General features: G+C 61.5%; 11 protein-coding genes. 3 read left to right on the top strand and 8 right to left on the bottom strand.

Going from position 1 to position 13104, the window contains the following annotated elements; all coding sequences use genetic code 11:
* Nucleotides 1–89: 89 nt before the first annotated feature.
* Nucleotides 90–974: a formyltetrahydrofolate deformylase gene (purU, locus tag J2045_RS22080; RefSeq protein WP_166601407.1), complete on the bottom strand. Its 885-nt coding sequence runs from the start codon at nucleotides 972–974 to the stop codon at nucleotides 90–92.
* 324 nt (nucleotides 975–1298) lie between these two features.
* Here purU and J2045_RS22075 point away from each other — a divergent pair, with 324 nt between their 5' ends.
* The 3 genes from J2045_RS22075 to J2045_RS22065 all read left to right on the top strand — a co-directional run bounded on the left by J2045_RS22075 (nucleotide 1299) and on the right by J2045_RS22065 (nucleotide 4902).
* Complete coding sequence (locus J2045_RS22075; protein WP_307377272.1) at nucleotides 1299–2387, top strand: glycoside hydrolase family 5 protein; 1089 nt, start codon at nucleotides 1299–1301, stop codon at nucleotides 2385–2387.
* Nucleotides 2388–2596: 209 nt separating this feature from the next.
* Nucleotides 2597–3781, top strand: coding sequence for a glycosyltransferase family 4 protein (locus tag J2045_RS22070; protein ID WP_307377269.1), 1185 nt, complete (start codon nucleotides 2597–2599; stop codon nucleotides 3779–3781).
* Nucleotides 3781–4902, top strand: a complete 1122-nt coding sequence (locus J2045_RS22065) for a GumK N-terminal domain-containing glycosyltransferase (protein WP_307377267.1) — start codon at nucleotides 3781–3783, stop codon at nucleotides 4900–4902. Before J2045_RS22070 ends, J2045_RS22065 begins: the two co-directional genes overlap by 1 nt.
* A 27-nt stretch (nucleotides 4903–4929) precedes the next feature.
* On the opposite strand, the gene J2045_RS22060 is transcribed toward J2045_RS22065, so the two are convergent.
* The 7 genes from J2045_RS22060 to epmA all read right to left on the bottom strand — a co-directional run bounded on the left by J2045_RS22060 (nucleotide 4930) and on the right by epmA (nucleotide 12992).
* Complete coding sequence (locus J2045_RS22060) at nucleotides 4930–7398, bottom strand: glycosyl hydrolase 2 galactose-binding domain-containing protein (RefSeq protein WP_307377264.1); 2469 nt, start codon at nucleotides 7396–7398, stop codon at nucleotides 4930–4932.
* 11 nt (nucleotides 7399–7409) lie between these two features.
* Complete coding sequence (locus tag J2045_RS22055; protein WP_307377261.1) at nucleotides 7410–8375, bottom strand: DUF1839 family protein; 966 nt, start codon at nucleotides 8373–8375, stop codon at nucleotides 7410–7412.
* A gap of 7 nt (nucleotides 8376–8382) precedes the next feature.
* Nucleotides 8383–9291: an amino acid--[acyl-carrier-protein] ligase gene (locus tag J2045_RS22050; protein ID WP_307377259.1), complete on the bottom strand. Its 909-nt coding sequence runs from the start codon at nucleotides 9289–9291 to the stop codon at nucleotides 8383–8385.
* A 4-nt stretch (nucleotides 9292–9295) separates the two neighbouring features.
* Entirely contained in the window at nucleotides 9296–10477 is a 1182-nt protein-coding gene (locus J2045_RS22045; RefSeq protein ID WP_307377257.1) for an acyl-CoA dehydrogenase family protein, read from the bottom strand.
* Nucleotides 10477–10728: an acyl carrier protein gene (locus J2045_RS22040; protein WP_166601415.1), complete on the bottom strand. Its 252-nt coding sequence runs from the start codon at nucleotides 10726–10728 to the stop codon at nucleotides 10477–10479. The genes J2045_RS22045 and J2045_RS22040 overlap by 1 nt, the downstream gene beginning before the upstream one ends.
* A gap of 160 nt (nucleotides 10729–10888) precedes the next feature.
* On the bottom strand, nucleotides 10889–11932 hold the full coding sequence (locus tag J2045_RS22035; RefSeq protein WP_307377252.1) for a lysine-2,3-aminomutase-like protein: 1044 nt from the start codon (nucleotides 11930–11932) through the stop codon (nucleotides 10889–10891).
* Nucleotides 11925–12992, bottom strand: coding sequence for an EF-P lysine aminoacylase EpmA (gene epmA / locus J2045_RS22030; RefSeq protein ID WP_307377249.1), 1068 nt, complete (start codon nucleotides 12990–12992; stop codon nucleotides 11925–11927). Before epmA ends, J2045_RS22035 begins: the two co-directional genes overlap by 8 nt.
* Nucleotides 12993–13104: the final 112 nt, after the last annotated feature.

The raw sequence follows: 13104 nt of genomic DNA, 5'->3' as shown, positions 1-13104 counted from the left end.
GGAGATTAGCAGAGCGGCGCTTCGCGTCTATCCCGGAGACCCCCCGGAGGAAAAGACAAGGGGCGCCGTTTCCGACGCCCTTGCAATCCTTAGCCCATGCGCTCGGAGGCGTAGGAGCCCGGGCTTGCCGGGAAGACGACGGTTCGGTTGCCGTTGATGAAGGTGCGGTGGTGGATATGGGCGTGGATGGCACGCGCCAGCACTTGGCTTTCGACGTCGCGACCGATCGAGACATAGTCGTCCGCCGACTGGGCATGGGTGATGCGGGCGACGTCCTGCTCGATGATCGGACCTTCGTCGAGATCGGCCGTGACGTAGTGCGCCGTTGCCCCGATCAGTTTCACGCCGCGCTCGAAGGCCTGCTTGTAGGGGTTCGCACCCTTGAAGGACGGCAGGAAGGAGTGGTGGATGTTGATGATCTTGCCGGACATCTTCTGGCACATCTGGTCGGACAGGATCTGCATGTAGCGGGCCAGCACGATGAGCTCGGTGCCGGTCTGCTCGACGATGTCCATGATGCGGGCTTCGGCTTCCGGCTTGTTGGCCTTGGTCACCGGGATGTGGTGGAAGGGAATGTCGTGGTTCACGACGACCTTCTGGTAGTCGAAGTGGTTGGAGATGACGCCGACGATCTCGATCGGTAGGGCGCCGATCTTCCAGCGGTAGAGCAGGTCGTTCAGGCAGTGGCCGAAGCGCGAGACCATCAGCAGCACCTTCATGCGCTTGGCGGTGTCGTGCAGTTCCCAGGCCATGCCGAATTTCTCGGCGACGGGAACGAAACCCTTTTCCAGCTTGGCTTCATTGATGCCTTCCTCCGAGATGAAGGAGACGCGCATGAAGAACTGCCCGGTGTGGAGATCGTCGAACTGGGAGCTATCGACGATGTTGCAGCCCTGCTCGGCGAGATAACCCGAAATCGCCGCCACAATGCCGCGGGTCGACTGGCAGGATACGGTCAATACATAGCTCGTCATCGGTTCTCTCATCTCCTCGGCAAAAATTGCCGCGTGTCTCTATCGCATCTCGGGCGCCACCGGAAGCATGTGTGGGCGTCGGATTGTTTCGGTCTGCGGAGGCGGCGGTGTCGCGTTCAGTCTCGCCATCGATCCTCCTTCGATCGCCCGAGCTTAGGCAAGCAAGCGCAAAATTCCGTTCCCATTGCGCCTTCCAAAGACGTATCCTCGCCGTCGGGCGGTTCACAGTGAGTAAAACATCGCGGCCGTGGTCCTGTTTGGCATTGACCTTTGTGTGGCCGCCAATAACCTGCGCGCGACCCATGCCTCGAAACGAGAGAGCACATGCAATTCCGGAAGCAGCCGTTCATCGGCAGATGTCGCCTGACCAGTCTGATCCGGGCATCCGGCTTCGCCCTTGCGCTACTGGCTACGTCATCCCAACCGGTGCTCGCCGCTGGTGCCTGTCTCAGGGGTGTCAATCTCGCCGGTGCCGAATTCGGAGAGGAAGACGGTGTTTTCGGCACGGCCTATATCTACCCGTCGGATGAGACGATCGCCTATTTCGCCGGCAAGGGCTTCAATTCCGTACGGCTTCCCTTCTCGTGGTCGCGGTTGCAGACGTCACTGAACGCCGAATTCGACCAGGCAGAGTTCGATCGGTTGAAGGATACGGTGCGTCGGCTGCGTGAGACCGGTCTCACGGTGGTGCTTGATCCTCACAATTACGCGCGTTACCGCGGAGAGTTGATCGGCTCCGACGCCGTGCCCTACGACGCCTTTGCGCGATTCTGGACCGAACTGAGCCTCGCATTCGCCAATCAGGACGGCGTCGTCTTCGGACTGATGAACGAGCCGCATACCATGCCGACGGAACAGTGGCTCACCGGGGTCAATGTCGCGATCGCCGCTATCCGTGCCACGGGTGCTCGCAATCTCATCCTGGTTCCCGGTAATTCCTGGTCAGGGGCGCATAGCTGGCTGGGCGAGGATTATGGTGGCGCAAACGGTGTGGTCATGCTGGGGGTCAAGGACCCCCTCAATCACTACGCCTTCGAAGTGCACCAGTATTTCGACGACGACTTTTCCGGAACCAAGGACAATTGCAGTCGGGCCGTTGATGCGGTCGCTGCGATTGAAGGCTACACCCGTTGGCTGCGCGAGAACGGCAAGCGTGGCTATCTCGGTGAATTCGGTGTCCCCAAGGACGAGGCTTGCATCCAGGCACTCGAGAGAATGGTCAGCGTGGTCGAACAGGGCCGCGATGTGTGGATCGGATGGGCCTACTGGGCTGGAGGCGATTGGTGGCCCGAAGAGGAGTCGCTGAATATCCAGCCAACGGCTTCCGGCGATCGACCGCAACTGCGTGGCCTTACGCGCGCCCTGCAGGATTTCTCGCCGGCGGCTTCTACCTGTCCAGCGCTTGGCCCCTGATCACATCGCCTTGGCTGGCGTTTCCCCAACGGCTCGTGCGCTGCGTGAAGGCCATGATCGCCTGGCCGAACTCCGTGTCCGGCCACTAGCGCCATTTGATCCCAGCGCGCCATGTGACCTTCCAGCCCCTGCGAAAACGTCACCTTAACGGTTTTCCTTTAGGCAGATCGAATGAGACAGACCCGATCCATCCAGCATGAAGGTGAGGCATGGAGAGCATGACTGCGTCGCGATCGACCGGCGCGACAGGTGGCAAAAGAGCCCCGCGCATCCTGCAGGTCGTCCGACAATACGCTCCGAGCCGGGGTGGGCTGGAAGACGTCGTCGCCAATCTCAGCCGGTCCCTGGCCGGACGCGGCTTCGAGGTTCGCGTGCTGACCCTGGATCGCCTTTTCCGCGCTCCGGAAAACCTTCTGCCAGCTCATGAAACGATTGATGGCGTTGATGTTGTGCGCATTCCCTGGCGCGGAAGCAGCCGCTATCCGGTTGCGCCGCAGGTATTTCGTCATCTGGCCGACGCTGATCTCGTCCATGTGCACGGAATCGATTTCTTCTATGACGCCCTTGCCTGGACGCGCCCTTTTCATCGCAAGCCGCTGATTGCGACGACCCATGGCGGCTTCTTCCACACGCAGACCTATGCGTCGCTGAAGAAGATCTGGTTCCAGACGGCGACACGCGCCTCTGCCCTTGCCTATGACGCGCTGGTCTGCTGCAGCCAGTCCGATCTCGACATGTTTGCACCCATCTCTGGCGGAAAGGCACGCCTTATCGAAAACGGCGTCGACGTCGCCAAGTTCTCCGACCTTGCCAGTGCCCTGCCGCAGCGCCGCATGACGACGATCGGTCGTTTTTCCGTGAACAAGCGTCTCGACCGTCTGCTGGATGTCATGGTCGCTCTCAGGACCGTACAGCCTGGCTGGCAGCTTGACATCATCGGCTCGCCTTCGGACCAGACAGGAACGGATCTGCGAAGCGCTATCGCCGAACGCTCCCTGGAGGATGCCGTTCACCTGCACATCAGCATCCCGAATGCCGAGGTGCGCGAACTGCTGTCGCAGTCGTCGCTTTTCGTTTCGGCTTCCGAATATGAAGGTTTCGGTCTCGTCGCGGTTGAGGCGATGAGTGCGGGCCTGGTCCCGGTCCTGCACGCCAACGATGCCTACCGGGCGCTCGCCGCGCGACATCCGGGTGTGGCGGTCAGCGACTTCTCTCGTCCCGACGCGGCCGCTCAGGCTGTCGAGGGCGCCTATCAGGCGCTGGTGGCCAATCCCTCTCTGCGGGCGCAGATGATGGCGGCTGCGTCCCGACATGATTGGGCAGGCGTATGTGATCACCATGTCGAACTGTACCGAACCGTGCTGCGACCTCGCGATAGGGAAGTGTTTGCCTGATGCGTTCTTCGTCCAACCGTGTGCTCATCATCTCCGGTCATCACTTCGCCGACGCGCCGCGGCGGGTCGATCTCCACTTCATCGCAGACCAGTTGCGGGCCGAAGGGGCTGCTGTCGACTTCCTCATCTGCCGCCTCAGTCCGCTCAGTCGCTTCATCCGCGACGGCCGATACAAGCATGCCCGCACGCGACCGATCAATTCCTGGAGCCGCCTGGACGAGGGGCTGGAGGAGTTCGTCTGGTTTGCCCCCTTCCACCCCATCAATCTCAGGCTGGGCTGGATGAACGATATCGTAGCGCCTCTCTATCGTCGCTATGGGCATTTCCTGCCGAAGGCCGTTATTGATCGCCTTCCAGGCTATAGCCATGTCGTTGTCGAGAGCGGACCCTCGCCGCTCCTGACCCGCTATCTGCGCCGCCATGCGCCGAATGCGAAATTCATCTATCACGCAGCTGATCGTTTGGAGACGATACGGGTCCACCCCTGTGTCATCGAAGAGCTGAACCGCACGCTTCCGCTTTATGATCAGCTTCGAATCATGGCAGAGGCCATGCGGACCGATTTTGCATGTCAGGACAAGGTCGTCTTCGTGCCGCACGGCATCAGCAAGGACATCTTCGACAATGCCGTGACCACGCCCTTTCAAGGTGAGCGCCATGCGATCAGCGTCGGAGACATGATGTTCGACGGCAGCCTGATCGAGACGCTGGCTGTTGCCAATCCCGACTGGACCTTCCACCTCTTTGGCAAGAAGGCCCTGCCGCTGCAGCCAAGGGGCAATATCGTGGTCCATGGCGAGGTTTCCTTCGCCACGATCGTGCCCTTCATCAAGTTCGCGGATATCGGTATTGCGCCCTACAGGCCCGGCGCCGGGGCCGACTATCTCAGTCAGTCCAGCCTGAAGATGATCCAGTACAGCTACTGCCACCTGCCGATCGTCGCTCCGCGGTTCGCGGCAGCCGGTCGCGACAATGTGTGTGCCTACGAGCCGGATGATCCGGTCTCGATGAGGGCAGCCTTCGAGAGGGCGAAGGTGATGGACCATTGCGCGATCGACACGTCTGGCATCCTCACCTGGGGGGAAGTGGTCGACCGGCTGTTTCACTCTCCCGAAGTTTGATGTCTGGCAACTGAACCGTCTTGCTGCTCACGACAGGGTCTGGATCAGGCGTCCGCCGAGATGGCGGAGCGTCCCCTCTGGACCGCGCCCTGCGGTGAGGCTGTCTCTCGGAGAGAGCCGGACCCGCTTGACCCGCCCTGGCGCCAGATGAAACCAGTCATCCTCTGGTCGGAAATGTTCGAAATCAAGGTGGACCGATTGAGCGAACCGGCTCGTCGAGAGATCGATGTACCAGTTGCCTTCGATCCTGTGCAGGCTGTGGTCGATCGTTGCCTGATGCCTCGCAATGCGACGCCCGAGGGGGAAGTGGAACGCCTCGGACAGGATGTTGCCCTTGGCATCGACCAGTCTCGCGACGGTGACGTCATGTGACGGCGGGCCAAACCGATAGGCATAGGTGGTGTCGAAAAAGGCGCCGAACAGATCTGTCGCAGCCAGACGGTGGGCGGAGCGGGCGTCGAGCGACATCGCGCGGCTCTCCGAGACCACGGGTTGGCCGCCGTCGCGCAAACAGGCGATCTCGACCGTCACGCTTGCGCTGGCTGACGTCTCGTTGATCAGGTGTATGTCGAGGCCATTGGTGCCCTCGTCGGACAAGAGGATCTGGACCGGGCGGAACGCGCGCTTGAGTGCATACCAGACGGGTTTCGGTTCCCCGGTCGCATCGATCAGCCCCCAGCCGGGACCTGCCTCAAGATCCTGAAAGGTCCAGGTGAGGGCGCCCCGGCAGGAGGATCCGTTTCTGCGCCACTCGGCGAAAACATCCGTCACCACCTCTGCCGTCGTCGCGCGGGCATGATCGAGATAGGCTGCTGGGTCTTCTCGCCGCAGCCGCGCCGGATCTACGCCATAGAGTTCTGCCAGATAATGATCGCGTATGTCTTCGAAATCCCAGGAGGCGCCGCGATCGCGTGGGACACGCGCTTTCCAGCGCGGGTCATGAACGGGGGCGACCGCCAGATGCGCATCGAGTGTGCGCTGCTGCGGGACATGGGCGAAGGCCAGGCATTCGGCCGCAAAGCGCACATTTGCGCGGCGCGCATCTTCCAGCGGCCGCTGATAGGCACCGACGCCGTAGTAGTGCGTCACGCTTTCATTGGGCGAGAACGGCATTGTGCCGCCATAGGGAGAATTGGGTATGTATACCACGTCCGGACGGCCGTCTTCGACGATCCGAGCGAGGGTATGCGTAAAGAACTCGCCCTTCCAGGTACGTTCTGGCAGGCCGAGCATCGCGCCCTGCTGAAAGACTTCGCTGCCGCCGGCGATAACCACAAGCGAGGGATTGCCCTGAAGGCCAGCGAGCAGTGTTTCGACCTCGACCGTGGCCATGCTGGAGAAACCCTCGTCAGAGACGGGGTAATCGAAGTTGGCCAACATCAGATCCTGCCAGACCATGATGCCCAAGCGGTCACAGAGGCGGAAGAAATCGGCACTCTCATAGGTCATGGTTCCGCCAATGCGGATCATGTTCATGTTTGCTTCCGCAGCCTGGGCGAGCCAAGGCGCGTAGTTTTCTGCCGAACCGGAAAGTCTCAAGAGATCGGCACTGGTCCAGACGGCGCCCCGGCAGAAGACGGGAGCGCCGTTGATCTTCAGGCCAAAGCCCTTGCCGTCCTCGTCATGGTCCACCTCGACTCGACGGAAACCGACGAGCCCGAGCGAATGAACACGTCCGTCGATCGCCAGCGAAACTTCGTGGAGTGCCGGCTCACCGTGTGTCCTCGGCCACCATGGTGCCACGGCAGGTAATTCCAGGCGGCCGGAGACTCGTCCATCTGCTTTCCTGTCAAGCGGCACCGTGATGCCGCCGCATAGGACCGCCATCTCGGCACGGGGCTCGTCGTCGAGTTCCACGGCCAGGTGTCCCGTGCCGAATTCGTCGAGATCGGCACGGATCCGCAGGTTCGAGATCCTGTCCTGTGATGGGCGAATGAGTGAAATCGGCCGGTGGGGACCGACGGGGTGGATGGCGGGGCACCAGCCGGGCATATGGCCCAGAAGCGTGGTGCGAACGAGACGCAGTCCCTGCTGGTCGATCATCTGCGGACGCCAGCGTGCTCTCGGGCCTTTCTTTTCCAGCTGGGGCTGGAGTGCCCGGAAGCAGATCGCCAGTTCATCGTCGCCCGAGAGATCGATCGGGAGGTCGACAGGCTCGAACATGCTGACGCTCGTGTGCCTCAAGGTACCGTTGACGAAGATGTCGGCGATGGTCGCCAGTCCCTCGAAACGCAGGATTGCGGTGCCAGGTGTCTCACCTGCAAGGGATCGCCGATACCAGACATCCTTGTCATGCAAGGAGTGCGGATTGCCGGGATCGTAGAGGCCGGCATCGGTCAACGCTCCGGCAACTGTCCCCGGAACGGGGGCCGGAATGTGAAAGGCTGCACGGGGCAGGTCGGACGAAGCAGCGTAGCGCCCTGCTTCGGTCATCAGAAGGGTCCAGCCCAGCTCCAGAGGACGGATGTCCGCCCCCAGATAGATCGTCCCCGTCATGTCTTCGTCCTTCACGTCAGCCTTTGGCCGAGATCATCCATCAGTCGGCCCCAGGCCGCAATGGCCGGATCGAGGGCCGTTGCCAGCGGATCGAACTTCTTGCGGGTCACAGCGCGCGCGAGCTGGAACTGAACCGTCTTGGCGCATTCACTGATCTTCAGCGCCTCGCCAATCGCAGATGCGTGCCTTGTCTCATCCAGCCAGGCGAGATGGCTCGCCAGAAGCTCGAAGTTGGCGCCGAACTGGCGCAGTGTGTTGAAGGCGTATTTGTGGAAATAGCCGAAGGGACGTTCCGCGACGGCCTCGACCTGTCTCGGGAATACCGAGGCGAAGTCGGCGATCGGATTGCTGTCCGGCCTGCGCGAAAAATGACGGCGCAGAAGGATGTCCGCCGTTTCCCTTTGGTGCGGCGATGAGGTTGGTGTCCGGGGGAACTTGGCGAATTCCGTGTAGGGCAGGAAGGGGAGCGCACCCTCTGGCAGGTTCCGCTGGAAGACGCCGTCGAAATTGTCTCCGTCCAGGCGGAAGAAGCCGCCGTTGTGGAAATAGTCCATGACTCGGTTTTTGACATCCAGTCGGTTGATGCCGACCGTCGTCTTGCCATGCTCCTGTCCATAGCCGACGCCTTGCGTGTCGGGCATGAAGAAGCTGTCCATTTCGACGAGACAGAGGCGGCTGCGGGCGATCTGCTCGGACACGTGGTCCTCGACCGTGTCGAAGATCGCAAGCTCGGTCACCCTGATGTCGTAGAGCTGTTCGAGATCTTCAAGCGGAACCTTGAAGAAGGTGAACTGGTCACCCTCGAAATCCTGTGTCAGCGTGAAGCCGAGCATGGCTTCCGGGGTGAAGCCTGCCGAAGCCAGTACCTCGATCCAGAGGTCGACATAGCAATTGGTTTCCGGCCACATGCGCTCCTGATTGTGGAGCGCATGTGGGACGAAAGTGTCCGGATCCAGTCCGGGAAAGACGGATGCCATTGCGGGTTCAGCCCCAGAGTGTCTTGCGCACGGCCTCCGGCCAGGCGGCAACGTCGAGGCCATGCTGGGCGAAGAGGGCAAGCGCGATGCGCTCAAGACCAAAGCCGACGCAAGCGGTGTGAGCGACCGAGCCGTCTTTGAGGGAGAGACCCCATTTCTGGCCAAATGCGTCCTGATGGTAGTTGAAGCTCATGCAGGCGGTCTTGTTGGCCTGCGAGGTGACGGGGATGAGCAGCTCGAACTTCAGGTTCTGGTCGCGCTGGTTGTTGGCAAGCAGCTTGCCGGCGCGGCCGAAGAAGGGATCGTTGGCGACATCGATCTCAACGTCGAGACCGATCGACTTCATCATGTCCACGCCGCGATCCATCCAGGTCTGGCGGAACGTCGTCACATGAGCTTCGGTACCCATGCAGACATATTCGCGCATGCGGAACAGCTGCTGACGGGCCGGATCCTTGGACGGCTCGTGGCGGAAGCAATAGGATTGCAGGTCGAAGAGGCCGCCTTCCATGGAGATCGGGCCGCGCTTGGCGACTGTCGGATAGAGCGGGTAGCAGGCGGCCGGGGTCAGCGCGATATCGGTCGCCTTCTGCTCCTTCGCCCAGTCCTTACCCTCTTCCATGCACTGGAGCAGGCTCATGTGGTCGTGGTCGTTGCCGCAGAAGGAATGGACGGTGCCGGCGAGCTGCGGGAAGCTCTTCATGTAACCGCTCTTTTCGAAATAGGCGCGGTTCATGCCGGGCGGGAAGCGGATCGCTTCGGCGCCATCGGCGCCGCCGATCTTGTCGATCAGTCGCTCGAAGGCGGCGATGACATCCTCGAACTGGCCGCTGCGGCCATAGAGGCCATCGACGCCCGTGTCGATGAGAAGGCCGCTCTCGAAGAGGCGGTCCAGAAAGCTCACCTGCATATCCATTTGGTTACCCCAACAATCCGGTTTCTTGCTTGTGTACGAGCAGCATGGTCGACGTGTTGCCGAGAATGCGGTCGTTGGAAATCATCAGTTCGGCGGAATGGGCATCCCGCAGATGGCGGCCAAGGCTGTAGGGCGTGCCGTTCTTGTAGCCCATGATGCCGCAGATCCTGAGCGCCTGGTGGATCACCGGCAGGATCATCTCCGAGGAGGCGATCTTGACGTTGTTCATGGCAACTGCAAACCCCATCGAGGATAGACGGTCGGGATCCTTCAGGGCCTGTTCGTGGGAGGCCAGTCCCGCCTGGATGTTGGAGCGGATCACCTGAAGCTGGCTCGACATTTCGGCAAGCTGGACAAGGCCTGGAGGCTGGGTACCCGGAGCCTTCCGAGCTGCAGCGCGGATGAAGGTCTGGGCCTTGGTGAAGGCGTCTACGGCGATCCCATACCAGAGCGCGCTCCAGAGCAGATGCGAACTCGCCAGCATAGACTGGGCGGCAATCTCGGCGAAGGGCTTGGGCAGGATCTGCTCTGCAGGTGCCTCGCCCTTGAACAGGAAACCGTCGGAGCAGGTGCCCCGCATGCCGAGCGTGTCCCACACATGGGTCTGCTCAAGCGTGTACTGGTCCTTGAGGAAGACCGTCATCACCTGGTCGCTGGGTGGCGCGTCCTTGTGGGCCCGGGAGGTGACAAGGATGGCGTCAGCCTGCTTTCCGTAGGAGATGACTGTGGCGTCCTTCTCCAGCCGGCAGCGGTCGCCATCGACTTCGATGGCGCAGATCGAGTTGCGCAGATTGCCGCCGATGCCGCCTTCGGTGGTGGCCGATCCCAGCAGGAATTGGGCGGCGCAGATCCGATGCATGAAGTCGCGGTGCCAGGAGGCATCGGTGCCGTGAGAGACGAGGCTGGACACCTTGATCTGGTGCATGGCGAAGATCATCGCGCTGGCAGCGCAGCCCTGGGCCATGACAGTGCAGAGTCCAGCGATCTCGGAGGTCGAGCGGCCTTCGCCGCCGCAATCAACGGGGATCTGGATCCCCATCAACCGCTCTGCCTTCATGGCGTCGATCGCTTCTCTTGGAAAGCGACCGTTCTTGTCGACGTCATCCGCATGAACAGCCGCGATGGCGGCGACACGGGAGGCGCGCGCCTTCAGGCTCTGGTCCGTCGATGTGGAGGAGAGGTCCATCAGGCGACCTTTCTGTCCCCGACGATGGTGGCGACCGTCGCCTCGATGGCGGCGATGCTGGCGAAGGATTTGCGGTTCAGGAGATGGTCCGGGAACTCCATGTCAAAGGCTTCTTCCAGGCCCAGCATCAGCTGGACGGAGGCGAAGGACGACAGGCCGGCGGCGTAGAGATCCGCCTCATTCCCGAGCGTGTCGACGGCGACGGGGAGGCCGCCGAGTTTGGCGAGGAGCCCGCGAATGGTGTCGTTCATCTGTTTGCCTCCAAGCAATCACTCAAATTTCTATTGAGCGATTTCTTACAGAGGAAAGACGAAGTTTCCGCTAAACAATTCGGTAAAATCGGAATGAATGGTGCGCGGATACTGTTCAAAAAGCATCGTGATGACCGTCAATTCGCTTGTTTCGTCGGCTTTAGCCCTCGTAAACCTGTTGGTTGCCATGGCGGTCGAGCGCGATGTACCGATTTGGTGCAACCTCACGCAAGGCGTCCGTTCCTACCTCAACCTTTCCGAAGCCGCCAGGAAGGTCGAGAATGTAGTGAGGGATGCAAAGCCCTGATACCTTGCTGCGCAGCTCGCGCATGATGGCCTGCCCCTCCGCAATGGTCAGGCGGAAGTGGCCCGTGCCAGGCGCCAGGTCTGGATGATGAAGGTAATAGGGCTTCACGCCGATCTCGACGAAGGCACGCATCAGGTCCGCGAGCGTGTCAGCGTCGTCGTTGACGCCTTTGAGCAGCACGCTCTGGCTGACGAGATTTACGCCCGATGCGGCGAGACGGGCCGAGGCGGCGCGGACCTCCGCCGTGAGCTCGCGCGCATGATTGACATGCAGGGCGATGAAGAGCGTCTTCCCGGATGCCCTCAGGGCGTCGAGGAGGCTATCGGAAATGCGCGCCGGATCGACTGCAGGCACGCGGCTGTGGATCCGGACGATGCGGACATGGGCGATCGTCGCCAGTTCCTGCATCACCTCCTTGAGCCGCCGCGGCGAGAGGATCAGCGGATCACCACCTGTGAGGATCACTTCCCAGATCCGATCGTCCGCACGAATGTAGTCCAGCGCCTTTCGAAGGGCATCGGTGGAGAGGTTGCCATCTCCCTGCGGACCGACCATCTCGCGGCGGAAGCAGAAGCGGCAGTAGACCGGACAGACATGCACGAGTTTTAACAGAACACGGTCGGGATAGCGATGCACTATGCCATCGACCGGAGAATGCGGATGATCGCCGATCGGGTCAGCACGTTCGTCGGGATGCTCGACGAGTTCCGCTGCCGTCGGCACATATTGTGCTGCGATCGGGTCATGGGGATTGCCCGTGTCGATCAGCGCTCGGACGGTTGGCGTCAGGGCGATGGCATAGCGCTCGGCGACCGCCTCGATGTCGGTTGCCGCTTCGGCTCGGACGAGGCCCTCTGACACGAGGTCGCCGACGGTGCGCAGGGTCACCTCAGCCAAGATGGGTCTCCGCTACCGGTGCCCAGATCACCTGTTCGATCCTCAGCGCCCCTGTTGCCAGCATGACGAGGCGGTCAAAACCGAGCGCGATGCCCGAGGCCTCCGGCATGTGTGCCAGCGCTTCCAGGAAGTCTTCGTCAAGCGGGTAGGTCTCGCCATAGACACGTTGTTTTTCGGCCATTTCGGCTTCGAAACGGCGGCGCTGTTCGGCCGGGTCGGTCAGTTCGCCGAAGGCGTTGGCAAGCTCGACACCACAGGCATAGACCTCGAAACGTTCGGCCACGCGCGGCTCGTCGGAGCATGGACGGGCCAGTGCAGCTTCGGCGACAGGGTAGCGGTCGAGAATGGTGACGCGGCCAATGCCGAGGTTCGGTTCGACCTTTTCCACGATCACCCGGCTGAACAGATCCGCCCAGGTATCGTCTTCTGCAACGCGCATTCCGGCGGCCTGCAACTGCTTAAATAGTGCGTTTCGATCCGTGCTGCCATCTGCGGCAATGGTGGCCAACAGGTCGATGCCTGCGTGGCGAGCAAAGGCGTCTGCTACCGAGATGCGTTCCGGTTCTGCGAAAGGGTCAACGGTTTTGCCGCCATAGGCAAATTGCTGTGTGCCGGCAGTCCGCGCGGCGAGCGCGATCAGATCGGCACAGTCCTGCATCAGCCGTTCATAGCCCGCGCCCACGCGATACCATTCCAGCATGGTGAATTCCGGATGGTGCAGAGGGCCGCGTTCCCGATTGCGGTAGACATGGGCGAAACATGCGATTTTCGGCTCGCCTGCTGCGAGCAGTTTCTTGCAGGCGAATTCCGGCGATGTGTGCAGGTAAAGAGCCACCGCTGATCCATCGTGGCCGATCGCTGCGGTTTGGAAAGCATGCAGATGGGCCTCATTGCCCGGGGAAACCTGAAGCGTCGCGGTGTCGACCTCGACGAAGTCCTGTTCGGCGAAGTGCGCGCGGAATGCGGCCTGGATGCGATTACGGCCGATGAGAAGGGGACGCCGATCCGCATGCACGGAAGCGCGCCACCACGGTGGGGATGATCGGCGGCTGTCAATCATGCCGGAATCTCGGTCCATTTCTCAACACGGGCTGGCTATTTTGCCGGATTTGGGTTAGTTGCGCCCGAGAAATTCATAGAGGTCCGTCGGGACCGCCGTCCTTTACGACGGG

This window comes from Peteryoungia aggregata LMG 23059 (assembly GCF_030814435.1).
Lineage (GTDB): Bacteria > Pseudomonadota > Alphaproteobacteria > Rhizobiales > Rhizobiaceae > Allorhizobium > Allorhizobium aggregatum.
Note: the sequence above shows the minus strand (reverse complement) of the source record. Positions and strands in the feature narration are given on the sequence as shown.

Bases quoted from the DNA above. Each gene is read 5' to 3' on its own strand.
- purU (WP_166601407.1), bottom strand. From the start codon at position 974: ATGACGAGCTATGTATTGACCGTATCCTGCCAGTCGACCCGCGGCATT.
- J2045_RS22075 (WP_307377272.1), top strand. From the start codon at position 1,299: ATGCAATTCCGGAAGCAGCCGTTCATCGGCAGATGTCGCCTGACCAGT.
- J2045_RS22070 (WP_307377269.1), top strand. From the start codon at position 2,597: ATGGAGAGCATGACTGCGTCGCGATCGACCGGCGCGACAGGTGGCAAA.
- J2045_RS22065 (WP_307377267.1), top strand. From the start codon at position 3,781: ATGCGTTCTTCGTCCAACCGTGTGCTCATCATCTCCGGTCATCACTTC.
- J2045_RS22060 (WP_307377264.1), bottom strand. From the start codon at position 7,398: ATGACGGGGACGATCTATCTGGGGGCGGACATCCGTCCTCTGGAGCTG.
- J2045_RS22055 (WP_307377261.1), bottom strand. From the start codon at position 8,375: ATGGCATCCGTCTTTCCCGGACTGGATCCGGACACTTTCGTCCCACAT.
- J2045_RS22050 (WP_307377259.1), bottom strand. From the start codon at position 9,291: ATGGATATGCAGGTGAGCTTTCTGGACCGCCTCTTCGAGAGCGGCCTT.
- J2045_RS22045 (WP_307377257.1), bottom strand. From the start codon at position 10,477: ATGGACCTCTCCTCCACATCGACGGACCAGAGCCTGAAGGCGCGCGCC.
- J2045_RS22040 (WP_166601415.1), bottom strand. From the start codon at position 10,728: ATGAACGACACCATTCGCGGGCTCCTCGCCAAACTCGGCGGCCTCCCC.
- epmA (WP_307377249.1), bottom strand. From the start codon at position 12,992: ATGATTGACAGCCGCCGATCATCCCCACCGTGGTGGCGCGCTTCCGTG.